Below are 23,859 nucleotides of genomic sequence, written 5' to 3' on the forward strand. Positions count from 1 at the left end.
TGGTAAGCGCGCCGCTGTGCGCATTCAACGAGCAAACAGATCATCTCGACATGACCTCCGAGGTCATCAATGCTGACGTGAACATGGCAACCCGCACGACTCATCCGCCGATCGGTATCTTGTTGCGCGAATGGCGCATCGCGCGACGGATCAGCCAGATGGAACTGGCGCTGCAATCCGACATATCCAGCCGCCATCTGAGTTGCATCGAAACCGGCAAAGCCCAGGCGAGCCGCGAAACCGTCGAGCGTCTGGCCGACGTGCTGGCGATGCCGTTGCGCGAACGCAATGCGTTGCTGATCGCAGCCGGCTACGCGCCGGTCTATGCCGAAAGCACGCTCGGCACGCCGGCACTGGACCGCATGCGGCAGGTGATCGACCTGGTGCTGGGACACCAGGAACCGTATCCGGCCTTCGTGCTCGACCGGCATTGGGAAACGCTGCTGGTCAATGACGGCGCGCGCCGGGTCGATCAGTTCGTGATGGGCGGCCGTGCGTTGAAGCACACCAACATGCTGCACCAGGTGTTCGATCCCGACGATTTTCGCCGCGTGATCGTCAATTGGCAGGACATGGCGTGGCGGTTTCTGCGCCGGCTGCACGAAGAAATCGCCGACGTTCCGACCGACGAAAAAGCGCAGAGCCTGTTGGAGGAATTGCTGCGCTATCCCGACGTGCCGAAGAACTGGCGCTTCCGCGACGTCGAGATCGAACCGTCACCGGTACATCTGACCGTGTTGCGCAGCCCCGAAGGCGAGCTGCGTTTCTTCGACACGATCACGACCTTTGCCGGACCGCGCGACGTGACTCTGTCGGAGCTGCGCATTCAATGCGCCTTTCCTGCCGACGACCGAACCGCTGCGATCTGCAAGGCTTTAGCCGCCGAAGGCGGCTCCCTGCTTTCAATTCAGAAATGAAAACCGGCAGGCCGGCTGCGCCGGCTAGGTCCTAGGCGACCGCCTGCACGAATTTTTCCAGCGCCCGTTCGATCCAGGTCGCGTTGCAGTCGGTCAGCGCGACCATATCCAGCGCGCCTTTCTTGGGACCGCTGGCGACGATGAAGGCGGCGACCGTGTTGTCCTTGCGCAGGTCGAAGCGCAGCACGGCATATTCGTTGGGCTTGGCGTCGCCGCCTTTGTAACGCGCAGCGATATGCGCGATCGCGCCGTCCGGCGTGTTGCGCTCTTGCGCTTCTTCCGGACTTAAAACGCCGATGCCTTCGAGTTTGCGATTCAACCGGGCCGCCGCATCGGCGACGGCCTGATCGACACGACGGAATTCTTGCACGAGAGAAGCGATGCGTTCGGCTTCTTTGGCCGCGGCTGTTTCGCGTTGCCGCTGCTCGGCCAGGCGGGCTTCGATCTCGGCTCGTTTGCGGGCGACGAAGTCGTCGAACTCACTCACATATGCTCCTAAGCCGAGGCGACGCCACGGCCGAAAGTTTCCAGCCGTGTGCAAGCATTGACGCTAATGAACGGCACAGACTTTTGTCCCGGCACTAAGGTCATCGGCGACCATTTCGGCAATAGACAATAGTAAACCCACGCCTAGTCGAGCGGAGCATGATAACGGCCGCTCAGCTCGGATAAGGCGAGCAAGGGCGCTCGATAAACAGCTTCCTCGCACAGTCGCTCAATGAAGGACGCAATTTCCGAGTGTTGCGCAACATCTACCGACCAATAATCCGCATAATATCGCGAGTAAATCCCAGCTGCATAAAGTGCGATCATCAGAACGCCGAACTCATTTAGTTCAATAAAGTCTACGCAGAAGAATGTGTTCTCGCCGGTCATGCTAACGCCCTGAGGCATCTTCATCAGCGGCCGATCTTCCGGTGCCTCTGCTACATTTAGTTTGAGCGAGAAGCCTGCTCGATACTCTGTTATTTCCAGTCGTTCGCTGGCGGTCGCGGAAACCCGAACAAGCGAGGCGCACTTTTCTATGGATGTTGCCGGGCCGGGGTGAAGCGTGATCGAGAGATGTACATCAGGTTCAGATTGGGCTTTTTCATGTACCTCGATGCTAATGCGCGAGCGCACGTGAAGAGGTGTCCGGCCGCTCTCTGCAACGAGCGGCCCGAGGGCCGGGATAAGGGCTAGCGCATCAGCAAGGCTGATGCCTTCACCTCTCAGTGGTCCCAATAAATTCTCGTCGGGGGTTAAAATGATTGCGCGAGATTTTTCGTAGTTGTTGTTCCCGTAGTAGGTCATTTTCTCCCCGATAAGGGGATATTCATGCGCGCCAGCCTGCCAGATCGCGAATGTACCGTTTCGCACAGGTTTGATGTTCAGATCTTCGAGACTTGGGCGATTGCCTTTCTGCTTGTTGACGCGCAGTTCGAGGCCATGGTGACCATGAACTTCTCGTAGCTGCCGTAAACTCCAGCGTGCGGGCTCCCGCAGCAAAACCATAGCGGCGGCTAGATTCATCACGGCGTAGTAAATCAACAGTGGCTTGGTTCGCAGGGACACTGCCGCGGCCGCGGTAAAAAGCTCATCTGCTTGGGAGATGCAGCTCCCGATTTCGCTCGAGATCTGCCGTGCTCGTTCCTGCTTAATCGCGGGTGCGATTTGGAGCAGCCGTTTGGTCGTGCGGTTTGCGTCTTTATAAGATTTGAGCGTCGCACGACAGAAAAGTCCGGGATCCCTTTCTGCCAAAATGCGATAGCTCGTCAGAATCATGCGGCGGTACCGCCGACTGTAATTCCGTCCATGCGCAAGGTCGGCTGGCCGGTCCCGACAGGAACGCCCTGGCCAGCTTTTCCGCACACGCCGACGCCGTCATCGAGCGCCATGTCGTTCGCGACCATCGAAATCTTTTTCAGATCCTGCGGGCCGTTGCCGATCAAGGTCGCGCCTTTGAGTGGGGCGGTGACTTTGCCGTTTTCGATCAGCCACGCTTCGGTTGCCGCGAACACGTATTTGCCCGACACGATGTCGACCTGACCGCCGCCGAAATTGGTGGCGTAGACGCCGCGTTTGACGCTGCTGATCACTTCCTCAGGCGTGTGCGTGCCGTTGCGCATATAGGTGTTGGTCATGCGCGGCAATGGTGCGTGCTGAAAACTTTCGCGCCGTCCGTTGCCGGTTGCGGCCACGCCCATGAGCCGCGCGTTGAGACGATCCTGCATGAAGCCTTTCAGGATTCCGTCTTCGATCAGCACCGTACAATTGGTCGGCGTGCCTTCATCGTCGACGGTCAGCGAACCGCGCCGCCCGTCCAACGTGCCGTCGTCGACGACGGTGATGCCCGGTGCAGCGATGCGCTGGCCCAGCAGGTTGGTGAAGGCCGAGGTCTTTTTGCGATTGAAGTCGCCTTCCAGCCCGTGGCCGATCGCTTCGTGCAGCATCACGGCGGGCCAGCCCGGCCCAAGCACCACGGTCATTTCGCCGGCCGGGGCCGGGATCGCGTCGAGATTGGTCAGCGCCGCCTGCACCGCCTGATCGACTGCGCGCTTCCAATGGGCGGGATCGAACAGGCGTTCGTAGGTGTAGCGGCCGCCGCCGCCGGCATTGCCGCTTTCCATCCGCTCGCCCTGTTTGGCGACGACATTGATGGACAGGCGGACCAGCGGACGCAGATCGGCGGTCCGTGACCCGTCGGGGCGGATGATCTGCACTGCCTGCCAGGAGCCCGAGAGCGAGCACATGACCTGGGCGACGCGCGGGTCGCGGCTGCGGGCATAGGCGTCGATCTGGGTCAGCAGCTCGATTTTGGTCTCGAACGGAACGCCCGGCAGCGGATTGTCGGGCGTGTAGAGCTGCGTGTTGGTCCCGCGCGGCGGCAAGGCCAGCGTGCCGCCATGTCCAGCGGTCACGGCGCGAACCGTTTCGGCGGCACGGCGGATCGCAGCCTCGGACAGATCGCCCGAATGCGCATAGCCAAAGGTCTCGTCGGCGACCGCGCGCAGTCCGAAGCCTTGCACGGTGTCGAAGCTCGCGCTCTTCAGCTTGCCGTCGTCCCACGACAGGGCTTCGGACTGGCCGTATTCGAGATAGAGCTCGCCATCGTCGGCGCCGTGCGCCGCATCGCGCACGAGCTGCTCGACTTTTCCGCGGTCCAGTCCGGCACGGGCAAAGAAGAGATCGTCAGTCGCGGCAAGGCTGGACATAAGCTGGCTCCGTTCGGGAGAAGCGAAGATGGCGCGTGCGATGCGGCACGCCAAGGCACGTTCCAGAAAGCGTCTGGGGTCATTTCGGCGAGGGACTTGGCCGCCATGCGGCGGAACGCCGCGAAATCACATGTTCGGCTGCGGCCATCTCACCCTGGACTTGAGACGGCGCCGATCCTATTGCTGCGGCGACGAATTTCCGACTTCCGGCTGGAGCCTATGTCGAACGGCATCTCGCACTTCGGGTCCCGGTGCAGGGCGGCGCCCGGACCGACTTTACGTCGGTCCAGCGCTTCAAATTCTGTACCGTCGACTCTCCTCGCTTCGCTATTCGCCAAGCTCTGGTCGAAGGTACTGGCCACGCTTCTGCTGCTGCCCATCCCCGCTTTTGCTCAACCGGCGCAACAAGCCGTGAAGGGCTGGCCGACCGATTGGCAGATGAGCATGCCCAAGGGCGTGTCGCCGGTCGCCGAGCGGCTCGATTCTTTCCACGACATGCTGTTGGTGATCATCACCGGCATCACGATCTTCGTGTTGGCACTGCTGCTCTACACGATGATCCGGTTCCGCCGCAGCGCGAACCCGGTGCCGTCGAAAGTCACGCACAACACGATGGTCGAGATCCTGTGGACGGTTCTCCCGGTCGTGATCCTGGTCGTGATCGCGGTCCCGTCCTTCCGTCTCATGTATTACATGGACAAGGCCAAGAGCCCGGAGATGACCGTGAAGATCACGGGTCACCAGTGGTACTGGTCGTATGAAATGCCGGACAACAAGGTCGACGAGTTCGCGTCGAACATGGTGCCGGACGACAAGCTCCAGCCCGAGCACATCAAGAAACTGTCGGTCGATTATCCGCTGGTCGTGCCGGTCGATACCGACATCACCCTGCTGATCACCGGTGCCGACGTGATCCATTCGTGGCTGCTGCCGCAGGCGGGCGTGCAACGCCATGCCGTGCCGGGCCGCACCCAGGAAACCTGGATGCGCATCACCGTGCCGGGCACCTATTTCGGCCAGTGCAACCAGATCTGCGGCACCTTGCACGCCTATATGCCGATCGAGGTGCGCGCTGTGCCTAAGGACGTGTTTGCGAAGTGGACCCAGGCCGTCGCGTCGTCGACCGCCAAGGACAAGCTGCGCGACGCGAACGAAAAAGTGCTGGGCATCAACTACAAGTGGATGGATTCGCCGAAGACGGCTGAAGCTGTCCCGGCCCGCTGAGAGAAGAGACAGCCATGGCGACTCACACCGATACGCACGCGCACGGCCACGATCACGCGCGTGACCATGCGCATGATGCCCACGGTCACGACGACCATCACGATCACACGCCGGGTTTCTTCAAGCGCTGGCTGTTTTCGACCAACCACAAAGACATCGGTACGCTGTACCTGATCTTCGCGGTGGTCGCGTCGCTGTTCGGCGGCGGCTTCTCGATGTTGATGCGCCTCGAGCTGATGGAGCCGGGGCTGCAGTATTTCAAAGACGGCCAGCACTGGAACGTCATCGTCACGGCGCACGGCCTAATCATGGTGTTCTTCGTCGTTATGCCGGCGATGATCGGTGGCTTCGGCAACTGGTTCGTGCCGATCATGATCGGCGCGCCTGACATGGCGTTCCCGCGCCTGAACAACATCTCGTTCTGGCTGCTGATTCCTTCGTTCGCGCTGCTGGTCGGATCCGCCTTTGTCGGTGACGGTGTCGGCACCGGCTGGACGATTTATCCGCCGCTATCGAGCGTGCCAGGCAGTACCGGGCCCGCAATGGATATGGCGATCTTCTCGCTCCATCTGGCCGGTGCGTCGTCGATCCTGGGCGCGCTGAACTTCATCACCACGATCTTCAACATGCGCGCGCCGGGCATGACCCTGCACAAGATGCCGCTGTTCGTGTGGTCGGTGCTGGTGACTGCGTTCCTGCTGCTGCTGTCGCTGCCGGTTCTGGGCGGCGCCATCACCATGCTGCTGACCGACCGCAACTTCGGTACGTCGTTCTTCAATCCGGAAGGCGGCGGCGATCCGCTGCTGTTCCAGCACCTGTTCTGGTTCTTCGGTCACCCCGAAGTGTACATCATGATTTTGCCGGGCTTCGGCATCATCAGCCAGGTGATCTCGACCTTCTCGCGCAAGCCGGTGTTCGGCTATCTCGGCATGGCCTACGCCATGGTCGCGATCGGCGCGGTCGGCTTCATCGTGTGGGCGCATCACATGTTCGTTGCCGGTATCGGCGTCGACACGCGCGCTTACTTCACCGCCGCCACGATGATCATCGCGGTGCCGACCGGCATCAAAATCTTCTCGTGGATCGCCACGATGTGGGGCGGTTCGATCGAGTTCAAAACGCCGATGCTGTGGGCTGTCGGCTTCATCTTCCTGTTCACGGTCGGCGGCGTCACCGGCGTCGTTCTGTCGAACGCTTCGGTCGATACGGTGCTGCACAACACCTATTACGTGGTGGCGCACTTCCATTACGTGCTGTCGCTGGGTGCGGTGTTCTCGATCTTCGCCGGCATCTACTACTGGATCGGCAAGATGAGCGGCCGTCAGTACCCGGAATGGGCCGGCCAGGTGCATTTCTGGCTGACCTTCATCGGCGTCAACCTGACCTTCTTCCCGCAGCACTTCCTGGGTCTGGCCGGCATGCCGCGCCGCTACCCCGATTATCCGGAAGCGTTCGCGGGCTGGAATCACGTGTCGTCGATCGGCGCCTTCATCGCCGGCGGTGCAACCGTCTTCTTCATCGTCACCTTCGCCTACACGATCTTCGCCGGCCGCAAAGTCAGCGCGAATTACTGGGGTGAGGGTGCAACGACGCTGGAATGGACGCTGTCCTCGCCGCCGCCGTTCCACCAGTTTGAAACGCTGCCGCGCATCCGCTGAGGCAGGCTGAACATGGAACGGCGACCCACCCGGTCGCCGTTTCCAATTCGATGAAACCGATGACCGACGTTACGGCGACCAACCTTCCCACCAACGGCGAGCTGCGCGACTACGTGCAGCTGTTGAAGCCGCGTGTGATGTCGCTGGTCGTGTTCACCGGTCTGGCCGGGCTGGTTGCAGCGCCGGCGCACATCCATCCGGTGCTGGGCTTCGTCGCAGTGCTGTGCATTGCCGTCGCCGCCGGCGGCGCCGGTGCCATCAACATGTGGTACGAGCGCGACGTCGACGCGTTGATGAACCGCACGCGCGCACGTCCGTTGCCGATGGGCAAAGTCGAGCCGCAAGAAGCATTGGCGCTGGGCGTTGCGCTGACCGGTTTTGCGGTCTGCACGATGGGGCTGGCGTTGAACTGGGTCGCCGCCGCGTTGCTGGCGCTGACCACCTTCACCTACGTCATCATCTACACGGTCTGGCTCAAGCGCCGCACGCCGCAGAACATCGTGATCGGTGGCGCCGCCGGTGCGTTCCCGCCGATGATCGGTTGGGCGGCTGCAACCGGCGACGTGTCACTCGCGTCGCTGTCGCTGTTCCTGATCATCTTCTTTTGGACGCCGCCGCATTTCTGGGCGCTGGCGCTGCTCAAGAACGAAGATTATCGCCGCGCCGGCATTCCGATGATGCCGGTGGTTGCGGGCGCTGCATCGACCAAGAAGCAGATGCTGGTCTACACGCTGCTGCTGTTGCCGCTGGCCTTGGCGCCGTGGTTCCTCGGCGCCGCCGGCAAGATCTACGCGATCGGTGCTGCGCTGCTGGGCGTCGCCTTTGTCGTGCACGCGGTGCTGGTGCTGCGCAGCGACGCGCCCAAGCCGGCGGCGCGCATGTTCGCCTTTTCGATATTCTATCTGTCGGCGCTGTTCGCGCTGTTGATGTTCGATGCCGCGCGCTGAGAAGCCGGCCCTGGACCGCAAGCTGCGCCAGCGCAACTACGCTGTGCTGGCCGCGCTGCTGGCGTGGTGCGTGATCATTTTCGCAGTCGCCATCGTGAAGATGGGCGGTGGCGGATGAACAAGAACGGCAAGACCATCGGCCTGTTGAGCGTCGTCGTCGTGGCGATGGTCGGCCTGTCGTTCGCCGCGGTGCCGCTCTATCGCATGTTCTGCGAAGCGACCGGGTTCAACGGCACGACGCAGCGCGCCGATGCGGGTGCCACGCACACCGTGAACCGCATTGTCGAAGTCCGCTTCAACAGCAACGTGTCGCCCGAACTGCCGTGGAAGTTCGGACCGGAAGAACGCTCGGTGAAGGTCAAGTTGGGCGAGACGCGCCTGACGTCGTTCTTCGCGCAGAATCTCAGCGGCGAGGACATCACCGGTGTCGCCCGCTACAACGTCACGCCGGAAAAAGTCGGCAAGTACTTCGTGAAGACGCAGTGCTTCTGCTTCGACGACCAGCGGCTCGAAGCACGCCAGCGCGTGGATATGCCGGTCTATTTCTTCGTCGATCCCGACTTCGCGTCCGACCCCGACATGGCGGACGTCAACGTGATCACGTTGTCCTATACGTTCTTTAGAGCCCGGACGTCGCAAGCGGCGTCCGATGGTTTTCGCGCCCGCGCGCCGCAGACGGCCCAGATTGCCGCCCCTGCTGCGCCCGTGGCATCGTCCGCAAGCCGTTAAGTCCCAAGGAAAAGCGACATGGCCGAGACGCAGATGATCGTCGAGCAGGGCCCGAAACAGCCCTATCACCTGGTCAATCCCAGCCCGTGGCCGTTGCTCGGCGCGCTGGCCGGCGGATTGCTGGCGTTTGGCGCGCTGCGCGTCATGCACGGCAACGACTATCTCTTCCTGTGGCTCGGCCTCGCCGCCGTGCTGGGGGTGATGTTCGGTTGGTGGCGCGACGTCATCAAAGAAGCCGTCGTCGAGCGCGCACACACGCCGGTCGTGAAAGTCGGCCTGCGCTACGGCATGTGCCTGTTCATCGCGTCGGAAGTGATGTTCTTCGCCGCGTTCTTCTGGGCCTTCTTCGCCTCGGCGATGTTCCCCGGCGCCGGCATTGAACACACCTGGCCGCCGAAGAACATTCAGCCGATCGATCCGTGGCACTTCCCGCTGCTGATGACGATGATCCTGCTGCTCTCGGGCTGCACGGTGACGTGGGCGCACCACGCGATCGTCGAAGGCCACAAGAAAGAAGCGAGCCAGGCGCTCGGTCTCACGGTGCTGCTCGGCGTCGTGTTCACCTTCATCCAGGCCTACGAATATATCCACGCGCCGTTCGGCTTCCGCGTGAACGTGTTCTCGTCGACCTTCTTCATGGCGACGGGCTTCCACGGCTTCCACGTTCTGGTCGGTACGATCTTCCTCGCCGTCTGCTGGTGGCGTCTGGAAAAGGGCCAGTTCACGCCGAAAGAGCATTTCGGTTTCGAAGCTGCCGCCTGGTACTGGCACTTCGTCGACGTGGTGTGGCTGTTCCTGTTCCTGATGGTCTACGTCCTCGGTGGCGCCGGCCTGTTGGTGATCGAACACGCACCCGTTGGCTGACACACCGTCCCTGGTTGAGACAGTCCTCCGCGCCCGCTGCCCCCGCTGCGGGCGCGGTCGTTTGTACGAGGGCGCATTGACGTTGCGTCCGATCTGCGAGGCGTGCGGTCTCGATCTCGCTGCACAAGATCCCGGCGACGGGCCGGCGGTGCTGGGCATCTTCGTGCTTGGGTTCGCGCTGGTGCCACTGTCGATTCTGTTCGACCGCGTCTTCGCGCCGCCTTTGTGGCTGACCGCGTCGGTCTTCGCGCTGTTGTTGATCGCGTGCGCCGTGTTCGGCCTGCGCGTCGCCAAGGCCGCGTTCATCGCGCTGCATTTCCGGCATCGTAACCAATGAGACTTCGCAAGATTGGTTTGTTGGCGCTGTTGCTGGCTGCAATCACCGGTGCGTTGGGCGTGTGGCAATTCCAGCGGCTGCATTGGAAGCAGGGGCTGATCGCCGACATTGCGGCGCGTGCCATGACCGCGCCGGTCGATCTGCCGGCCACGCTCGACGATCCCGTGTCCTGGGAATTCCGCCGCGTGCGCGTGCGCGGGCATTACGAGAGCCAGACATTGTGGCTGAACCGTCCGTCGCCCAACGAAGCGAAAGAACCCGGCAGCGATCTGCTGGCGGTGTTGGTGCGAGAAGACGGATCGAAGCTGGTGATCGATCGCGGCTGGGTGAAGTTGGGCACCGCGCATGACGCGTTTCCAGTGACGGGCGAGATCGAACGCGTCGGCGTGGTGCGCGTCGCGACGCAACCGAATTTCTTCGTGCCGCCGAACGAGCCTGGCGCGCACCGTTTCTTCTGGGTCGATCCACCCGCTGTCGTCGGCGGTCCGACGCCGCCGATCTGGATCGCGCTGGACCCGGCGCAGGAACAAGGGCCGATTGCCAGTGGCGGGCCGCGCGCCGCCGACATCACCAACAACCACCTGCAATATCTGCTGACCTGGTTCAGCTTGTCGGCGATCTTGCTGGGCATCGCCGTGCGCGACATCGTGCGGTCCTGAGATGAAAACCTACCGCGAACTCGAACTCCGCTTTGCCCGTCTTGCCGATCTCAGCGCCGCGTTGGCGGTGCTGGGGTGGGACGAGCGCACCATGATGCCCGCCGGTGCCAGCCCGGCACGTGCCGAGACGACGGCAGGTTTGCGCGTGCTCAGTCACGAGCTGCTGACCGGCAACGAGCTCGGCGATCTGCTCGACGCAGCCGACGCGGAACACAACCAGCTCGACGATTGGCAGCGCGCCAATCTGCACGAGATGCGCTGGCAGCGTCTGCACGCGACTGCGGTGCCGGCCGATCTCGTGCACGCGCTGGCGCTGATCGAATCCAAAACCGAAATGGCGTGGCGCGCAGCCAAGCCGAACAGCGATTTCCCCGCCGTTCGTCCGCTGCTTGAAGAAACCATCAAGCTGGTGCGCGAATCCGCGGTCGCCAAAGCCGAGTTGCTGGGCCTGTCGCCCTACGACGCGCTGATGGATCAGTACGATCCCGGTCTGCGCACCGCGTTCGTCGATCCGATCTTCGACGCCTATGCCGCGTTCCTGCCGGCGTTTCTCGAACGCGTGCTGGCGAAACAGGCGAGCGAAGAGCTGTTGCCGATCGAAGGTCCGTTCGCGCTCGACAAGCAACGTGCGCTCGCGCTTGAGGCGATGCGCGCGGTCGGGTTCGATTTCAATCGCGGTCGTCTCGATGAATCGCTGCATCCGTTTTGCGGCGGCGCGCCGGGTGACGTGCGCATCACCACGCGCTACGACGAGCACGACTTCGCGCGGTCGTTGATGGGCGTGCTGCACGAGACCGGCCACGCAATGTACGAGCTGGGCCTGCCGGAATCGTGGCGGCGCCAGCCGGTCGGCGAAGCGCGCGGCATGACCGTGCATGAAAGCCAGTCGCTGCTGGTCGAAATGCAGGCCTGCCGCGGCGCCGAATTTCTAAGCTGGCTGACGCCGCAACTGCGCGACGCATTCGGCGGCGAGGGGCCGGCCTGGAGCGAAACCAATTTGCGCCGGCATTTGACGCGCGTGCGCCGTAGCCTGATCCGCGTCGATGCGGACGAGGTGACGTATCCGGCGCATGTGATCCTGCGCTACCGGCTCGAACGCGGTTTGTTGTCGGGCGACCTGCCGGTCGCCGATCTGCCCGAGGCCTGGAATCACGGTCTCGACGCATTGCTGGGCGTGCGTCCGCCCGACGATCGTCGGGGCTGCTTGCAGGATATTCACTGGTACGCCGCGACCTTCGGCTATTTCGCGACCTATTCGCTGGGCGCGATGACGGCCGCGCAGCTGTTTGCGGCGGCCGAGGCGGCCGAACCGAACTTGCGCGCCGACCTCGCACGCGGGGACTTTCGCCGCCTGATGGGATGGCTGGGCCGCAACGTTCATGCGCAGGGCCGCCGCTATTCGACCGAAGAGCTGGTGACGCGCGCCACGGGACGGGCGCTGGATCCCACAATCTTCCAGGCACATCTGCAACGTCGCTATCTCGACGAAGCCTGACACCCCCGATAGGGTCCGGCCCATTCAGCCATGCGGTACGCCAGCACCAGGGGCCAGGCCCCCGACCTCGAATTCGACGACGTTCTACTTGCCGGCCTCGCGGCCGATGGCGGGCTGTACGTTCCGAAGACCTTTCCGCGTCTCGATACGGTGCCGGCTTCGACCGCGCCGTATCAGGATTTCGCGACCGCGACGCTGAAACCGTTCTTCGGCGACAGCGCGCTCGCGGCTGAGCTGCCGGAGCTCACCAAACAGGCCTATGCGCGTTTCGATCATGCAGCGGTGTTGCCGTTGCTGCAGCTCGATCATCGCACCTGGCTGCTCGAACTGTTTCATGGTCCGACGCTCGCCTTCAAAGACGTGGCGTTGCAGCTGCTGGGTCTGTTGTTCGATCGTGCGCTGGCCAAACGCCAGCGGCGCATGACCGTCGTCGGTGCGACGTCGGGCGACACCGGCTCGGCTGCGATGGAAGCGCTGCGCGACCGCGCCAATGTCGACGTGGTGGTCCTGTATCCGCACGGCCGCACCAGCGAGGTGCAGCGCCGGCAGATGACGACGATCCCGTCGGCCAACGTGCATGCAGTTGCGGTCGAAGGAACGTTCGACGATTGCCAGGACATGGTGAAGGCGCTGTTCGCCGACACTGCGTTCCGCGACCGGCACGGCCTGTCGGCGGTCAACTCGATCAACTGGGCGCGGATTGCTGCGCAGTCTGCCTACTATGTTGCTGCATGCGCGCGTCTCGGTTGGAAGCCGACCGCGTTTTCGGTGCCCACCGGAAATTTCGGCAATGTCTACGCCGCCTACGTGGCACGCGCGATGGGCGCGCCGGTCGCGAAGCTGGTGGTCGGCACCAACAGCAACGACATTCTGACCCGCTTCTTCCATTCGGGGCGTATGCAATCGAGCGGCGTCGTCCCGACCTTGAGCCCGTCGATGGACATTCAGGTCTCGTCGAATTTCGAGCGCCTGTTGTTCGAACTGGCGGGCCGCGACGCGACGCGCGTGCGCGACACGATGGCGGGCTTTCGCAGCAGCGGTTCGTTCGACGTGTCGCCGGCTGAATTGAAGCAGGCGACCGATTTGTTCGCGGCCGCTGCGATCGACGACGAAGCGACGATTGCGGAAATCCGCCGCACCCGCGCAGCGACCGGCATCACGATCGATCCGCACAGCGCGATCGGGCTGGCGGCGTCGCGCCGCGTGCAGCTCGATCCCGATCTGCCGCTGGTCTCGCTGGCATGCGCCCATCCCGCGAAATTCCCCGACGCGGTCGAGCGTGCGACGGGCGAACGTCCGAAACTGCCCGCGCATCTCGCCGATCTGTTTGACCGGCCCGAACGGATCACGATCCTTCCCAACGACCTCAACCAAGTGCGCTCGTTTGTCGATCGTGTCGCGCTCACCAAAAGCAGCGCCGCATGACCGTCAAAATTACGACCCTTTCAAACGGCCTGCGCGTCGCGACCGATACGATGCCGTCGGTCGAAACCGTGTCGCTGGGCGTGTGGACCGCGTGCGGTACGCGCCACGAAAGCGCTGCAGTCAACGGCGTCGCGCATCTGCTTGAGCATATGTTGTTCAAGGGCACCAAGCGCCGTTCGGCCCAGGCGATCGCCGAAGAGATCGAAGCGGTCGGCGGCCAGATCAACGCTTACACGGCGCGCGAGAACACCGCCTATTACGTGCGCGTGCTGAAATCGGACGTTGCGCTGGCGCTCGATATTCTCGCCGACATTTTGCAGCATTCGGTGTTCGACGCTGAAGAGCTCGGCCGCGAACGTTCGGTCGTGCTGCAGGAAATCGGACAGGCGCACGACACGCCCGACGACATTATCTTCGACTTCTTCCAGTCGACCGCGTTTCCCGATCAGCCGCTTGGCCGTCCGGTGCTGGGCACCGCCGACACGGTCGGTTCGATGCCGCGCCAGGCGCTGGTCGATTACCTCACCGGTCATTACGCGCCGTCGCGTCTGGTGCTGGCTGCGGCCGGCGCGATCGATCACGACAAGATGGTCGAACTGGCCGAGCGTGCCTTCTCCAACCTGCCGACCAAGGCCGGTCCCGATCCGATTCACGCGCGCTATGCCGGCGGCAATTTCCGCGACGCGCAGGATCTCGAACAGTTGCACCTGGTGCTGGGATTTCCGTCGGTCGGCTATCACGCGCCCGACTATTACGCGCACTCGGTTCTGTCGACCTTGCTCGGCGGCGGTATGTCTTCGCGCCTGTTCCAGGAAGTGCGCGAGAAGCGCGGCTTGGTCTATTCGGTCTACAGCTTCACCGCTGCGTATGAAGAGACCGGCCTGTTCGGCATTTATGCCGGCACCGGCGCGGACCGGGTCGAAGAATTGATTCCGGTGGTTGCCGACCAGCTCAACGGCGTGCGCAAAGGCATCACCGAAGACGAAGTGCAGCGTTCGCGCGCGCAGATGAAAGCCAGCCTGCTGATGAGTCAGGAAAGCACGATGGCGCGCGCCGAACAGTTGGGGCAGCACATGCTGATCTTCGGCCGGCCGGTTCCGACTGGCGAGATCCTGGCCAAGATCGACGCGGTCGACGCCAAAGCCGTCGAAGCCGCCGCCGACTTCACCTTCACGCAGCGTCCGACCATGGCGGCGCTGGGTCCGCTCGGCCGTCTCGAATCGTACGACCGCTTCACGGCGCGGCTCGGCTGAGTCACCCTCTGCGTCACACATGATCCGGCTGCCGCGGACCGAGTTACCACCGCCTTCCATCCGTCTCGACGGACCGCGCGCGTTCGTGCGTCCGCCGGCGCCGGCAGATTTTCGCGCCTGGGCCGACGTGCGCGAACGCAGCCGCGCTTTTCTGGGACCGTGGGAGCCGCTGTGGGCGCCCGACGCGCTCAGCGAACAGACCTATCAGCGTCGCCTGCGACGGCAGGGTGCCGAATGGCGTGCCGACGAGGCCTATAATTTTCACGTCTTCGATCGCAAGACCGGCCAGCTGGTCGGCGGCATCGGTCTCAGCAACGTGCATCGCGGCGTCGCGCAGACGGGATCGCTTGGCTATTGGGTCGGCCATCCATTCGCGCGCCAGGGCTATACGAGCGAGGCGGTGAAGTTGGTGGTTCGTTTCGCCTTCGCTACGTTGGGCCTGCACAGAGTCGAAGCTGCCTGCGTGCCGGAGAACGATCCCAGCCGCGCGCTGCTCGAAAAAGTCGGCTTCGTGCGCGAAGGCTATGCGCGCGCTTACCTGAAGATCGCCGGGACGTGGCGCGATCACTTCACCTTCGCCATTCTCGATACGGATCCGTTGCCCGACCTATGACCTTCGACGCCGCTGCCTATCTCGACGGCGAATTCGCCGAACATGACGACGTCGCGCGCAAGACGCGCGCGATGATGGGCGCGCCATTCGCAAAGCTCGTGGACATGGCCGAGGCGTGCGTGCGCGGCGGCGGCAAGTTGCTGTTCTTCGGCAATGGCGGTTCGGCCGGCGACGCGCAGCACATCGCGACCGAACTCACCGTGCGCTACGTCACCGACCGCGCGCCGATCGCCGCGATCGCACTCACGACCGACACGTCGGCATTGACCGCGATCGGCAACGATCTCGGATTCGAACAATTGTTCGCACGCCAGATCGCAGCCTTGGGACGCGCTGGCGATCTTGCGATCGGTATTTCGACGTCGGGGAAAAGCCCGAATGTGCTAGCTGGCCTCGCCACCGCACGGGCATTGGGACTCGCGACGGTTGCGTTCGGCGGTAAAGATGGCGGTGAACTTGCAAACCACGCGGACGTTGTCCTTGTGGTTCCTTCGAACACCACGGCGCGGATTCAAGAGATGCATATTTTGATCGGCCAGGCGCTCTGCGGCGCGCTTGAGAAGCGCCTCGGGCTTTCCTGAGTGGAAGCCTGATGCTGGACGAAGCGACGCGTCGCTTTCTGCGCCGGCATATTCGATCGGTCTGGACGCTGGATGCGCTGCTTACGTTGAAGCGCGATTCTGCGCGCAGCTGGACAGCGGAGACGCTGACCGCCGAGCTGCGTGCGGCGCGGCCCATGGTGACGGAGATCCTGGCCGCGTTCCGCACGGCGCGGCTGGTCGAAGAAACATCCGACGGGTCGCGCTATGCACCTGCCGATTCTGCGGACGATAAAGCGGTCGACACACTAGCGCGCTTATATGCCGAGCGTCCGACGGCACTCATTCGCGAAATCATGGCTGCGCCCAGCGATCGTCTGCAGGGCTTTGCCGACGCATTCCGGCTGAAGAAGGACTGACGCAATGGAGGTTCTGAAATCCGGCGTCTATCTGCTGTGTTTCGCAGCGTCATCGCTATGCATGATCCTGCTCGCGCGCGCCTGGCGCAGCAGCCGCAACCGGCTGCTGTTGTGGAGTGCGCTTTGTTTCGTCTTCCTCGCGCTGAACAACCTACTGCTGTTTGTCGATCTGTCCGTGTTTCCGGTTGAGATCGATCTGCGTCCGCTGCGCTTGCTCACGGCGGTGGCCGCAATCGGCGTGCTTCTCTATGGCTTCATCATGGAGACCGACTGATGGTGTTGCCGATGTCGATCGGCCTGGCCTTCTGGTCGGGCGTCGCAGCAGCGGGCTACGCGATCGCTGCGTTGTTCTTCCTGCGATTCTGGCGTCGCACCGGCGATCCTTTGTTCGCCAGTTTCGCCGCCGCGTTCCTGTTGCTGGCGCTGGTGCCTGCAATGAGCGTGCTGCTCGATCTGCCCGAAGAACAGCAGGCCTGGATTTATCTGCTGCGGCTGGCCGCGTTCGTGCTGATCATTCTCGCGCTGATACGCAAGAACCTACGATAGATCAGGCGTGGCCGGCGTCGCTGACGAGCAGGGCCGGATCGATTCCCAGCTTGCGCAGCGCGCGCTCCCATTTGTTTTCCAACAGACCGTCGAACAACAGATCGGGATCGGCCGGCGCAGTCAGCCAGCCATTCTGCTGAATCTCGGCGTCGAGCTGACCCGCATCCCAACCGGCATAGCCAAGCGCGAACAGGCTGCGCTGTGGCCCATGCCCGTCGGCGATCGCGCGCAGAATGTCCAAGGTCGCGGTCAGCGCGATCCGTTCGTCGACGACGATCGAATCGTCACCGATCACATCGGTCGTGTGCAGCACGAAACCGCGCGCCATTTCGACCGGTCCGCCGAAATGGACGTGCTGCTCACCCAGATGGATGGTCGGTTCGATGCCGAGCTGGCCCATCAGCTCGTCGAACGTAACCGCCTCGAAGGCGCGGTTGACGATGATGCCCATCGCGCCCGAGGCGGAATGTGCACACAGATATAGGACCGACTTCTCGAAGCGGGGATCGGGCATCCCCGGCATCGCGATCAGCATCTGTCCACCGAGATAGGTGGGATCGGACGTCAGCTTGGGCATCAGCACTAAGGTGTATTTCGCGGGCATCGCTGCCAAGGGGCCTCGACGCGACCAACCGGCGCTGCTACCGGAACGGGCACATTTTTTCGCTCCAGGAGCCACGTGATGACGATCAAAGTAGGCGACCGCGTTCCCTCGATGACGCTGAAACGGCTGGGGGCCGACGGCATGGAAGAGGTCAACACCGACGACCTGTTTAAAGGCCGCGTCGTTCTGTTTTCGGTGCCGGGTGCATTCACCCCGACCTGCTCGGCCAAACACCTGCCCGGTTTCGTAAATCAAGCCGGCGCGCTGAAGGCCAAAGGCGTCGACCGTATTCTGTGCCTGTCGGTCAACGACCCGTTCGTGATGAAGGCCTGGGGCGAGTCGCAGAATGTCGGCGACAAGGTCGAAATGTTGCCGGACGGCAATGGCGACTTCACCAAGGCGCTGGGTCTGGTGCTGGACGGCACCAAGAACGGTCTCGGCATTCGCGGCCAGCGTTTCGCGATGATCGTGCAGGACGGCGTGGTGAAAGACCTGCAGATCGAAGCGCCGGGCGCGTTCGAGGTCTCGAGCGCGGAATCGATGCTGGCCAAAGTCGGCGCCTGATCCGCATGCGCATTCGTTTTGCCGTGACGGCCGGATTGTTGTTTGCGGCGGGGCCCAGCCTCGCCGCAACCGCAACCGCCGAGCAACGCGCCGATCTCATTGCGGTGCGCGATCAGATGGTGGCGGCGATTCAGCCGTGCGACCAAAAGATCGGCGATCTGACGGAAAGCCTGGAAAATCTGCGCGTCGGCAAAGCCGGTACGACGGCGACCTTGGCGCGCGGTGTGGCGGACGAAGCCGACCGTGTCTGCGGCCTGTCGGGCAGCGCCTTTTCGACGATGCGCATTCCGACGTCGGTCGACGCTGCGGTGCAGGCGAAAATCCGCACCGCAGGGCAGAAATGGGTGACTGCAATGTCGGCGCGCCGCCGTGCGGTTTCGGTCGCACGCGACTATCTGCAGAAATCCGACAAGGCGACTGGCCAGCTCTATTTGAAACGGCTGGAAGCGGCGCAGGCGCAAGTCGCCGAAGGCGCCGAGTTGCTGAAATCAGCCGGCAAAGACGCCGGCGTCGATCTGATGAAATAAGTCCCTGCGAAAGCAGGGATCCATCACGAAGCCGCCGCGCTGTCATCGCTGACAGCGCGGCGGTTGCACGATGGGCCCCTGCTTTCGCAGGGGACAAATTACTCAGCAGCGCGTTTCATCGCCGACATCTGATCGTGGCCGCTCTTCACGCTGGTGAAGGCGGTCTGGATCACGGCGCGGGTTTCCGTCGTGATGTCGGTGTCCTTCAACGCGCTTTCGAACTTGGCTTTGATATGGTCTTCGCCGCGTTCGACTTCTTCGATCACGCGCTTGTTGTCATTACCGACGACTTTCTTCAGGTCGAGAAAGACGCGGTGCATTGCCGCCAAGGTGGTGCCTTCATCTTCCGGCGTGCCGCCCAGCGCGCGCACCTGGCTTTGCAATGACGCGACGGTGCCGCGACGTTCGCGACCGCGCGTGGTGAAAAGCTGCTTCAAACCTGCATCGGTGGCGTCTTCGGCTGCGCGCTCATATCCGTCGGCGCTGTCGAGCGTCGTCGCGATCAAAGAATTCAGCGTGCTGATATCGTGTTCGCGATCGGCCATCGTTTGTCTCCGGGAATTCATGGTGGGGAAGCCCATGATGAACCCGGTGCCGGCGCAGGAGTTCCTGATCAGCGCTTGATCGCGCCGGTCGCTAACTTGTCGGCGCGTTCGTTTTCCGGATGGCCGGCATGGCCTTTGACCCAGCGGAATTCCACGTCGTGGCGTTCCAGCGCCGTTTCCAGTCGCTGCCACAGATCTACATTTTTGACCGGTTTTTTATCGGCGGTTTTCCAGCCGTTCTTTTTCCAGTTGTGCACCCACTTAGTGATGCCGTCGCGCAAGTACACGCTGTCGGTATGCAACACGACGCGCGCCGGCCGCGTCAGCGCTTCCAGCGCCGAAATCGCGCCCATCATTTCCATGCGGTTGTTGGTCGTCGGATTCTCGCCGCCCGACAATTCCTTCTCATGCTCGCCATAGCGCAGCACCGCCCCCCAACCACCAGGGCCGGGATTGCCGCTGCATGCGCCGTCGGTCCAGATTTCAACTTCTTGCATGTAGATCTCGGTTTACGCGCCGCCGACAAAAGCCACGTCGCCATCCAGTTCGCGATAGTCGCAGGTCAATTCTTCGTTCGCCGCAATGTCGCGCCGTGCAATCGAGTCGATGCCCGTATTGTCGATATTGGGATCGTCGGCATGGTTGATGAAGCGCGTGTCGTCGAACGACAACAGCAGCCCGTTCGGAAAGAACGCGCTTTCGAACGCATAGCGATCGAGAAATGCGCGCGCATGTGCGGGCAGGTCGTTGACGCGTTCCGGCGGGATCACCTGATCGAGGCCCGGCGCGAACCGCCACACGATCGTGCCGGCTGCGATCGGTTCTGCTGCGAACAGTCCCAGCCCATGGATCGCGCTGGCCGCAACATAGGTCGGCACCAGCATCATGCTAGTCGAGCCCGTATTCGCCGGCGTCGCGCACCTGCCGGTGAAAGCGCAGCTTGCGCGCATATTCGAGCGGGTCTTTGACGCGCACCAGCGCACCGTCGACGCGGTTCAGCCAGTCATAAAGACGCGTCAGCAAAAACCGCAGCGAAGCACCGCGCGCCAGCACCGGCAGCGCTGCAAGCTCGGCCTGGTTGAGCGGTCGCACGGCGACGTAGGCGCGCATCAACGCACGCGCCTTGGTCGCGTTGAAGGCGCCGTCCGGTTCGAAACACCAGGCGTTGAGACAGATCACCAGGTCGTAGGCGAGCGCGTCGGTGCAGGCGAAATAGAAATCGATCAGCCCGGTCAGCTTCGCGTCCTGAAAGAACACGTTGTCGGGAAACAGATCGGCATGGATGACGCCAACCGGCAGCTCGCTCGGCCAGGCTTGTTCCAGCTCCGCCAGTTCGGTCGTGATCGCAGCCGCAAGACCCGCTTCGCATGCATCGGCGCGCGCGACGCAGGACGCAGCCAGGCTGCGCCATCCGTCGAGCGAGAGGGAATTGCGCCGGACATGCGGAAAGTCGGCGCCCGCGACATGCAGCGCGGCCAACGCCGTGCCGAGCGCGCGGCAATGTTCGACCGTGATTTTGCGCGGCCACATGCCGGTGAGAAACGTAATGATCGCAGCTGGACGCCCGGCCAAGGTGCGCAGCGCGCGCCCATCTTTGCCGTTCACCGGCAGCGGACAACCGACGCCTTTGCCGGCGAGGTGCTGCATCAGATCGAGAAAGAACGGCAGGTCGGCCGGATCGACGCGCTTTTCGTACAGCGTGAGAATGAACGGCCCCTGCGTCGTCACCAGCAGGAAGTTCGAATTCTCGACGCCCTCGGCGATGCCTTTGCAAGACAGCGCATCGCCGATCGCGTACTCGGCGAGGAAGTCGCGCAACTCGTCGTCGGACGGTTCGGTGTAAACGGCCATGCCGGGCGTTCTTAGTTCAGCCCAGCACCGCGCGCCAATACGCGTTTACGCGCAGCACCACTGTCTGCGTCGGTGACGTAGAGCAGGCCCGCAACCTTGCGCATCAAAGCGACTTCGCGATCGTGGACGACGCCGTCGGCATAAACGACCTCCCACAACATCTCGATCAGCTTGACGCGGTCGCGTGGTGCTACTTCGGCGACCAGCGGCTGGATGGCGCGAAACAGATCGACGTCCTGCTTGGCTTGTTGCAGCGACGCGTCGATCAAGCTGCGTGCGGCTGCAGGATCGAGATGGAACGCGCGGTAGGCGATGCGGCACATGCGATCGATTTCGCGCGGGTCGAGCGCGCCGTCTTCGAGCGCCATATGCGCCAACAGCACAGCCGCGGCGCGATGCACCGGCGAGGCTTCGATCTTGGGTCGTTCGTGCTGGTCGGGCGATCCAAACCAGCGGCGGAGAATGTCGAGAAGCGCCATTGCGGCGCAGGGTAGCAAGTTTGCGTCAGGCGACCAGCGCTCGCGGCAGTTTGAAGACGACGTTTTCGTCGACGATCCGGGTTTCCTCGACCGTCACGTCAAAGACGCGCCGGGCTGCGTCGACCAGCGCCTGGACCAGCGCTTCGGGCGCCGAGGCGCCTGCGGTCACGCCCAGCCGGCGCACCCCGTCCAGCCAGCGCCAGTCGATGGCGGCTTCATCTTCGACCAGCATCGCTTTGGGACAGCCCTGGCTCAGCGCCATTTCGACCAGGCGATTCGAATTGGACGAGCTGGGCGAACCCACCACCAGCATCGCATCAACCCGATTCGCGATCGCCTTGACTGCGTTCTGGCGGTTGGTCGTGGCGTAGCAAATATCCTCGGTGCGGGGCCCGGCGATCAGCGGAAAGCGCGCCTTGAGCGCCGCAACCAGCGACGCGGCATCGTCGATCGAAAGCGTCGTCTGGGTGCAGTAGGCGAGCCGTGTGCCGGGCTCGACAGAAAGTTCGGCGACGTCGTCTTCGGTTTCGACCAAGACCACCGCGCCCGGCGGCAATTGGCCGATCGTGCCTTCGACTTCGGGATGGCCTTCGTGGCCGATCAGCACGACGGTGCGGCCGTCGGCGTAATGCCGCTCGGCTTCGCGATGTACTTTCGACACCAACGGGCAGGTGGCATCGAAATAGGCGAGACCGCGGCGCGCTGCTTCGGCTGGCACCGATTTCGGCACGCCATGCGCGGAAAAGACGACGTGGCCGTGGTCGGGCACCTCGGCCAGATCGTCCACGAAAATCGCGCCTTTTTGTTTCAGCTGCTCGACCACGTAGCGATTGTGGACGATTTCGTGGCGGACAAAGACCGGGGCGCCATGGCGTTCCAGCGCCTGCTCGACGATCTGCACGGCACGGTCGACGCCGGCGCAAAAACCGCGCGGCCCGGCGAGAAGAATGGTGAGCGGGCGTTTCATAGCTGTTCCACGAAACCTGGTTCTGGAGCGCGACCCTGAACGCACGTGGGGCCGGCATCATTCCAGCACAAGTTCCGACCTGATTGCCGCAGTTGACGCAGGCACGGCGCCCCTTCAGGTTCGCCCCACGTCGACAGCCCCGCCGCGGGAGAGACCGTCCCGAAATGGACGGCGCCGAAGGAGCAACCGCCCCGGAAACTCTCAGGCACAAAGGACCGCGCGCGGGTCGACGCTCTGGAAAGCCGGCGGACACGCCGCACCGACGGAGTAACCTTGGCGTCGCGCATCATGGCGCCCAAGGGAATCTCTCAGGTCTTCGACAGAGGGGGCTCGAACGCTGCACCGGCTGTGCAGCGAACCGAGACTCTGTTGAGGCTGCTTTGAGCGAACAATCTTCTGGACCGCTTCTCCGCACACCGCTCCATGCGCTGCATGTCGAGCTGGGCGCCAAAATGGTGCCGTTCGCGGGCTATGACATGCCGGTGCAATATCCGACCGGCGTGCTGCGCGAACATCTGCACACACGCGACAAAGCCGGCCTGTTCGACGTCAGCCATATGGGCCAGGCGTTTTTCGAAGGTCCGGATGCGATCGCCGCGCTGGAAACGCTGATCCCCGGCGACGTCGCTGCGCTGGCCGACGGGCAGATGCGCTACACGATGCTGACCGACGACAAAGGCTGCATCCTCGACGATCTGATGGTGACGCGCATGTCGGCGGACCGTCTGTTTCTGGTCGTCAATGCGGGCTGCAAAGAAGACGACTACGCGCACATCCAGAAGAAGATCGGTGGCCGTGCAAAGCTGACGCGGCGCGAAGATCGTTCGCTGCTGGCGTTGCAGGGGCCGGCGGCGGCAACGGTGTTGGCGCGCATCGTGCCGGCGGTGGCGCAGATGAATTTCATGACCGCGCTCGAAACGACGTTTGACGGCGTCGACGCGATCATCACGCGCTCGGGCTATACCGGCGAAGACGGCTACGAGATTTCGGTGCCGAACGAATCAGCGGTGCAGGTTGCGCGCCGTCTGTTGTCACAACCCGATGTGCTGCCAATCGGTCTGGGCGCGCGTGATTCGCTGCGGCTCGAAGCCGGGCTTTGCCTCTACGGCCACGACATCGACACCACGACGACGCCAATTGAAGCGACGTTGGCTTGGACGATTTCCAAGCGCCGTCGCGCCGAAGGCGGGTTCCCGGGCGCTGCGATCGTGCAGACGCAGCTCGCCGACGGCCCCGCGCGCAAACGCGTCGGCATCAAACCGGACGGTCGTGCGCCGGCGCGCGAAGGCGCCGACGTGGTCGACGAACACGGCGCCAAGATCGGCACCATCACCTCGGGTGGTTTCGGTCCCAGCGTCGAAGGACCGGTTGCGATGGGCTATGTCGCAACCGCATTCGCCAAAATCGGTACGCGGGTTGGATTGGTCGTGCGCGGCAATACGCTGCCCGCGACCGTCACCGCGATGCCGTTCGCTCCACACCGCTATTTCAAAGCCTAAAGAA

At 63.2% G+C, this 23,859-nt stretch carries 30 protein-coding genes and 1 riboswitch; of the genes, 20 read left to right on the plus strand and 10 right to left on the minus strand.

Going from position 1 to position 23,859, the window contains the following annotated elements:
• Nucleotides 1–50 precede the first annotated feature (50 nt).
• Nucleotides 51–917 carry a helix-turn-helix domain-containing protein gene (locus TMPK1_RS16555; RefSeq protein WP_420244364.1) on the plus strand — a complete coding sequence of 289 codons (867 nt, stop codon included), beginning with the start codon at nucleotides 51–53 and terminating at the stop codon, nucleotides 915–917.
• A 31-nt stretch (nucleotides 918–948) separates the two neighbouring features.
• Here the strand turns inward: TMPK1_RS16555 and TMPK1_RS16560 are convergent, their stop codons facing one another.
• From TMPK1_RS16560 to tldD, 3 genes are all read right to left on the minus strand, one after another.
• Complete coding sequence (locus TMPK1_RS16560) at nucleotides 949–1,404, minus strand: hypothetical protein (protein ID WP_420244366.1); 456 nt, start codon at nucleotides 1,402–1,404, stop codon at nucleotides 949–951.
• Nucleotides 1,405–1,547: 143 nt separating this feature from the next.
• Entirely contained in the window at nucleotides 1,548–2,681 is a 1,134-nt protein-coding gene (locus tag TMPK1_RS16565; RefSeq protein WP_420244368.1) for a YaaC family protein, read from the minus strand.
• Nucleotides 2,678–4,111 carry a metalloprotease TldD gene (gene tldD, locus TMPK1_RS16570; protein WP_420244370.1) on the minus strand — a complete coding sequence of 478 codons (1,434 nt, stop codon included), beginning with the start codon at nucleotides 4,109–4,111 and terminating at the stop codon, nucleotides 2,678–2,680. The genes TMPK1_RS16565 and tldD overlap by 4 nt, the downstream gene beginning before the upstream one ends.
• 219 nt (nucleotides 4,112–4,330) lie before the next feature.
• Here tldD and coxB point away from each other — a divergent pair, with 219 nt between their 5' ends.
• The 16 genes from coxB to TMPK1_RS16650 all read left to right on the plus strand — a co-directional run bounded on the left by coxB (nucleotide 4,331) and on the right by TMPK1_RS16650 (nucleotide 16,819).
• Nucleotides 4,331–5,335, plus strand: a complete 1,005-nt coding sequence (gene coxB / locus TMPK1_RS16575; protein WP_420244372.1) for a cytochrome c oxidase subunit II — start codon at nucleotides 4,331–4,333, stop codon at nucleotides 5,333–5,335.
• Nucleotides 5,336–5,349: 14 nt separating this feature from the next.
• Entirely contained in the window at nucleotides 5,350–6,993 is a 1,644-nt protein-coding gene (gene ctaD / locus TMPK1_RS16580) for a cytochrome c oxidase subunit I (protein WP_420244373.1), read from the plus strand.
• A 59-nt stretch (nucleotides 6,994–7,052) separates the two neighbouring features.
• Nucleotides 7,053–7,940: a heme o synthase gene (gene cyoE / locus TMPK1_RS16585; RefSeq protein ID WP_420244375.1), complete on the plus strand. Its 888-nt coding sequence runs from the start codon at nucleotides 7,053–7,055 to the stop codon at nucleotides 7,938–7,940.
• A complete protein-coding gene (locus TMPK1_RS16590) occupies nucleotides 7,927–8,058 on the plus strand; it encodes a hypothetical protein (protein WP_420244376.1) in 132 nt (43 codons plus the stop codon). The genes cyoE and TMPK1_RS16590 overlap by 14 nt, the downstream gene beginning before the upstream one ends.
• Nucleotides 8,055–8,669 (plus strand): cytochrome c oxidase assembly protein, encoded by a 615-nt coding sequence (locus tag TMPK1_RS16595; RefSeq protein WP_420244378.1) that lies wholly within the window; start codon nucleotides 8,055–8,057, stop codon nucleotides 8,667–8,669. Before TMPK1_RS16590 ends, TMPK1_RS16595 begins: the two co-directional genes overlap by 4 nt.
• A gap of 18 nt (nucleotides 8,670–8,687) precedes the next feature.
• Entirely contained in the window at nucleotides 8,688–9,533 is an 846-nt protein-coding gene (locus tag TMPK1_RS16600; protein ID WP_420244380.1) for a cytochrome c oxidase subunit 3, read from the plus strand.
• A 76-nt stretch (nucleotides 9,534–9,609) separates the two neighbouring features.
• Nucleotides 9,610–9,870: a DUF983 domain-containing protein gene (locus TMPK1_RS16605; RefSeq protein WP_420244382.1), complete on the plus strand. Its 261-nt coding sequence runs from the start codon at nucleotides 9,610–9,612 to the stop codon at nucleotides 9,868–9,870.
• Nucleotides 9,867–10,529 (plus strand): SURF1 family protein, encoded by a 663-nt coding sequence (locus TMPK1_RS16610; protein ID WP_420244384.1) that lies wholly within the window; start codon nucleotides 9,867–9,869, stop codon nucleotides 10,527–10,529. The genes TMPK1_RS16605 and TMPK1_RS16610 overlap by 4 nt, the downstream gene beginning before the upstream one ends.
• A gap of 1 nt (nucleotide 10,530) precedes the next feature.
• Nucleotides 10,531–12,024 (plus strand): carboxypeptidase M32, encoded by a 1,494-nt coding sequence (locus TMPK1_RS16615; protein ID WP_420244386.1) that lies wholly within the window; start codon nucleotides 10,531–10,533, stop codon nucleotides 12,022–12,024.
• A gap of 30 nt (nucleotides 12,025–12,054) precedes the next feature.
• Nucleotides 12,055–13,449, plus strand: coding sequence for a threonine synthase (gene thrC, locus TMPK1_RS16620; protein WP_420244388.1), 1,395 nt, complete (start codon nucleotides 12,055–12,057; stop codon nucleotides 13,447–13,449).
• Entirely contained in the window at nucleotides 13,446–14,702 is a 1,257-nt protein-coding gene (locus TMPK1_RS16625; protein WP_420244389.1) for a M16 family metallopeptidase, read from the plus strand. The genes thrC and TMPK1_RS16625 overlap by 4 nt, the downstream gene beginning before the upstream one ends.
• Nucleotides 14,703–14,721: 19 nt before the next feature.
• Entirely contained in the window at nucleotides 14,722–15,315 is a 594-nt protein-coding gene (locus tag TMPK1_RS16630) for a GNAT family N-acetyltransferase (RefSeq protein WP_420244390.1), read from the plus strand.
• On the plus strand, nucleotides 15,312–15,896 hold the full coding sequence (locus TMPK1_RS16635; RefSeq protein WP_420244392.1) for a D-sedoheptulose 7-phosphate isomerase: 585 nt from the start codon (nucleotides 15,312–15,314) through the stop codon (nucleotides 15,894–15,896). The genes TMPK1_RS16630 and TMPK1_RS16635 overlap by 4 nt, the downstream gene beginning before the upstream one ends.
• An 11-nt stretch (nucleotides 15,897–15,907) precedes the next feature.
• Nucleotides 15,908–16,273: a hypothetical protein gene (locus TMPK1_RS16640; protein ID WP_420244393.1), complete on the plus strand. Its 366-nt coding sequence runs from the start codon at nucleotides 15,908–15,910 to the stop codon at nucleotides 16,271–16,273.
• A gap of 4 nt (nucleotides 16,274–16,277) precedes the next feature.
• Nucleotides 16,278–16,547 carry a DUF5985 family protein gene (locus TMPK1_RS16645; protein WP_420244394.1) on the plus strand — a complete coding sequence of 90 codons (270 nt, stop codon included), beginning with the start codon at nucleotides 16,278–16,280 and terminating at the stop codon, nucleotides 16,545–16,547.
• Entirely contained in the window at nucleotides 16,547–16,819 is a 273-nt protein-coding gene (locus TMPK1_RS16650) for a DUF5985 family protein (protein WP_420244395.1), read from the plus strand. The genes TMPK1_RS16645 and TMPK1_RS16650 overlap by 1 nt, the downstream gene beginning before the upstream one ends.
• Before the next feature lies 1 nt (nucleotide 16,820).
• Here TMPK1_RS16650 and TMPK1_RS16655 read toward each other — a convergent pair whose 3' ends face one another.
• Complete coding sequence (locus tag TMPK1_RS16655) at nucleotides 16,821–17,423, minus strand: YqgE/AlgH family protein (RefSeq protein ID WP_420244397.1); 603 nt, start codon at nucleotides 17,421–17,423, stop codon at nucleotides 16,821–16,823.
• A 78-nt stretch (nucleotides 17,424–17,501) separates the two neighbouring features.
• Here TMPK1_RS16655 and TMPK1_RS16660 point away from each other — a divergent pair, with 78 nt between their 5' ends.
• Nucleotides 17,502–17,987, plus strand: coding sequence for a peroxiredoxin (locus TMPK1_RS16660; protein WP_420244399.1), 486 nt, complete (start codon nucleotides 17,502–17,504; stop codon nucleotides 17,985–17,987).
• Nucleotides 17,988–17,992: 5 nt separating this feature from the next.
• A complete protein-coding gene (locus TMPK1_RS16665) occupies nucleotides 17,993–18,514 on the plus strand; it encodes a hypothetical protein (RefSeq protein ID WP_420244401.1) in 522 nt (173 codons plus the stop codon).
• 98 nt (nucleotides 18,515–18,612) lie between these two features.
• Here TMPK1_RS16665 and TMPK1_RS16670 read toward each other — a convergent pair whose 3' ends face one another.
• The 6 genes from TMPK1_RS16670 to ispH all read right to left on the minus strand — a co-directional run bounded on the left by TMPK1_RS16670 (nucleotide 18,613) and on the right by ispH (nucleotide 22,356).
• On the minus strand, nucleotides 18,613–19,059 hold the full coding sequence (locus tag TMPK1_RS16670; protein ID WP_420244402.1) for a PA2169 family four-helix-bundle protein: 447 nt from the start codon (nucleotides 19,057–19,059) through the stop codon (nucleotides 18,613–18,615).
• A 68-nt stretch (nucleotides 19,060–19,127) separates the two neighbouring features.
• Nucleotides 19,128–19,556, minus strand: coding sequence for a ribonuclease HI (rnhA, locus tag TMPK1_RS16675; RefSeq protein WP_420244404.1), 429 nt, complete (start codon nucleotides 19,554–19,556; stop codon nucleotides 19,128–19,130).
• A 12-nt stretch (nucleotides 19,557–19,568) separates the two neighbouring features.
• Nucleotides 19,569–19,946, minus strand: a complete 378-nt coding sequence (locus TMPK1_RS16680) for an SET domain-containing protein (RefSeq protein ID WP_420244406.1) — start codon at nucleotides 19,944–19,946, stop codon at nucleotides 19,569–19,571.
• A gap of 1 nt (nucleotide 19,947) precedes the next feature.
• On the minus strand, nucleotides 19,948–20,910 hold the full coding sequence (locus tag TMPK1_RS16685; RefSeq protein WP_420244407.1) for a homoserine kinase: 963 nt from the start codon (nucleotides 20,908–20,910) through the stop codon (nucleotides 19,948–19,950).
• Nucleotides 20,911–20,921: 11 nt separating this feature from the next.
• A complete protein-coding gene (locus tag TMPK1_RS16690; RefSeq protein ID WP_420244409.1) occupies nucleotides 20,922–21,389 on the minus strand; it encodes a tellurite resistance TerB family protein in 468 nt (155 codons plus the stop codon).
• 25 nt (nucleotides 21,390–21,414) lie between these two features.
• Complete coding sequence (ispH, locus tag TMPK1_RS16695) at nucleotides 21,415–22,356, minus strand: 4-hydroxy-3-methylbut-2-enyl diphosphate reductase (RefSeq protein WP_420244410.1); 942 nt, start codon at nucleotides 22,354–22,356, stop codon at nucleotides 21,415–21,417.
• Between the two features lie 135 nt (nucleotides 22,357–22,491).
• Nucleotides 22,492–22,585: riboswitch (glycine riboswitch) on the plus strand.
• 151 nt (nucleotides 22,586–22,736) lie between these two features.
• Between ispH and gcvT the strand changes: the two genes are divergently transcribed.
• Complete coding sequence (gene gcvT / locus TMPK1_RS16700) at nucleotides 22,737–23,855, plus strand: glycine cleavage system aminomethyltransferase GcvT (protein WP_420244411.1); 1,119 nt, start codon at nucleotides 22,737–22,739, stop codon at nucleotides 23,853–23,855.
• Nucleotides 23,856–23,859 lie beyond the last annotated feature (4 nt).

Origin of the sequence: Roseiterribacter gracilis, from assembly GCA_018332375.1 — a bacterium.
GTDB lineage: Bacteria > Pseudomonadota > Alphaproteobacteria > BOG-932 > Roseiterribacteraceae > Roseiterribacter > Roseiterribacter gracilis.

Excerpts from the sequence above, each read along its gene's own strand:
- TMPK1_RS16555 (WP_420244364.1), top strand. The coding sequence starts at position 51 with ATGACCTCCGAGGTCATCAATGCTGACGTGAACATGGCAACCCGCACG.
- TMPK1_RS16565 (WP_420244368.1), bottom strand. The coding sequence starts at position 2,681 with ATGATTCTGACGAGCTATCGCATTTTGGCAGAAAGGGATCCCGGACTT.
- tldD (WP_420244370.1), bottom strand. The coding sequence starts at position 4,111 with ATGTCCAGCCTTGCCGCGACTGACGATCTCTTCTTTGCCCGTGCCGGA.
- coxB (WP_420244372.1), top strand. The coding sequence starts at position 4,331 with ATGTCGAACGGCATCTCGCACTTCGGGTCCCGGTGCAGGGCGGCGCCC.
- ctaD (WP_420244373.1), top strand. The coding sequence starts at position 5,350 with ATGGCGACTCACACCGATACGCACGCGCACGGCCACGATCACGCGCGT.
- cyoE (WP_420244375.1), top strand. The coding sequence starts at position 7,053 with ATGACCGACGTTACGGCGACCAACCTTCCCACCAACGGCGAGCTGCGC.
- TMPK1_RS16590 (WP_420244376.1), top strand. The coding sequence starts at position 7,927 with ATGCCGCGCGCTGAGAAGCCGGCCCTGGACCGCAAGCTGCGCCAGCGC.
- TMPK1_RS16595 (WP_420244378.1), top strand. The coding sequence starts at position 8,055 with ATGAACAAGAACGGCAAGACCATCGGCCTGTTGAGCGTCGTCGTCGTG.
- TMPK1_RS16600 (WP_420244380.1), top strand. The coding sequence starts at position 8,688 with ATGGCCGAGACGCAGATGATCGTCGAGCAGGGCCCGAAACAGCCCTAT.
- TMPK1_RS16610 (WP_420244384.1), top strand. The coding sequence starts at position 9,867 with ATGAGACTTCGCAAGATTGGTTTGTTGGCGCTGTTGCTGGCTGCAATC.
- TMPK1_RS16615 (WP_420244386.1), top strand. The coding sequence starts at position 10,531 with ATGAAAACCTACCGCGAACTCGAACTCCGCTTTGCCCGTCTTGCCGAT.
- thrC (WP_420244388.1), top strand. The coding sequence starts at position 12,055 with ATGCGGTACGCCAGCACCAGGGGCCAGGCCCCCGACCTCGAATTCGAC.
- TMPK1_RS16625 (WP_420244389.1), top strand. The coding sequence starts at position 13,446 with ATGACCGTCAAAATTACGACCCTTTCAAACGGCCTGCGCGTCGCGACC.
- TMPK1_RS16630 (WP_420244390.1), top strand. The coding sequence starts at position 14,722 with ATGATCCGGCTGCCGCGGACCGAGTTACCACCGCCTTCCATCCGTCTC.
- TMPK1_RS16635 (WP_420244392.1), top strand. The coding sequence starts at position 15,312 with ATGACCTTCGACGCCGCTGCCTATCTCGACGGCGAATTCGCCGAACAT.
- TMPK1_RS16640 (WP_420244393.1), top strand. The coding sequence starts at position 15,908 with ATGCTGGACGAAGCGACGCGTCGCTTTCTGCGCCGGCATATTCGATCG.
- TMPK1_RS16645 (WP_420244394.1), top strand. The coding sequence starts at position 16,278 with ATGGAGGTTCTGAAATCCGGCGTCTATCTGCTGTGTTTCGCAGCGTCA.
- TMPK1_RS16650 (WP_420244395.1), top strand. The coding sequence starts at position 16,547 with ATGGTGTTGCCGATGTCGATCGGCCTGGCCTTCTGGTCGGGCGTCGCA.
- TMPK1_RS16655 (WP_420244397.1), bottom strand. The coding sequence starts at position 17,423 with ATGCCCGCGAAATACACCTTAGTGCTGATGCCCAAGCTGACGTCCGAT.
- TMPK1_RS16660 (WP_420244399.1), top strand. The coding sequence starts at position 17,502 with ATGACGATCAAAGTAGGCGACCGCGTTCCCTCGATGACGCTGAAACGG.
- TMPK1_RS16665 (WP_420244401.1), top strand. The coding sequence starts at position 17,993 with ATGCGCATTCGTTTTGCCGTGACGGCCGGATTGTTGTTTGCGGCGGGG.
- TMPK1_RS16670 (WP_420244402.1), bottom strand. The coding sequence starts at position 19,059 with ATGGCCGATCGCGAACACGATATCAGCACGCTGAATTCTTTGATCGCG.
- rnhA (WP_420244404.1), bottom strand. The coding sequence starts at position 19,556 with ATGCAAGAAGTTGAAATCTGGACCGACGGCGCATGCAGCGGCAATCCC.
- TMPK1_RS16680 (WP_420244406.1), bottom strand. The coding sequence starts at position 19,946 with ATGATGCTGGTGCCGACCTATGTTGCGGCCAGCGCGATCCATGGGCTG.
- TMPK1_RS16685 (WP_420244407.1), bottom strand. The coding sequence starts at position 20,910 with ATGGCCGTTTACACCGAACCGTCCGACGACGAGTTGCGCGACTTCCTC.
- TMPK1_RS16690 (WP_420244409.1), bottom strand. The coding sequence starts at position 21,389 with ATGGCGCTTCTCGACATTCTCCGCCGCTGGTTTGGATCGCCCGACCAG.
- ispH (WP_420244410.1), bottom strand. The coding sequence starts at position 22,356 with ATGAAACGCCCGCTCACCATTCTTCTCGCCGGGCCGCGCGGTTTTTGC.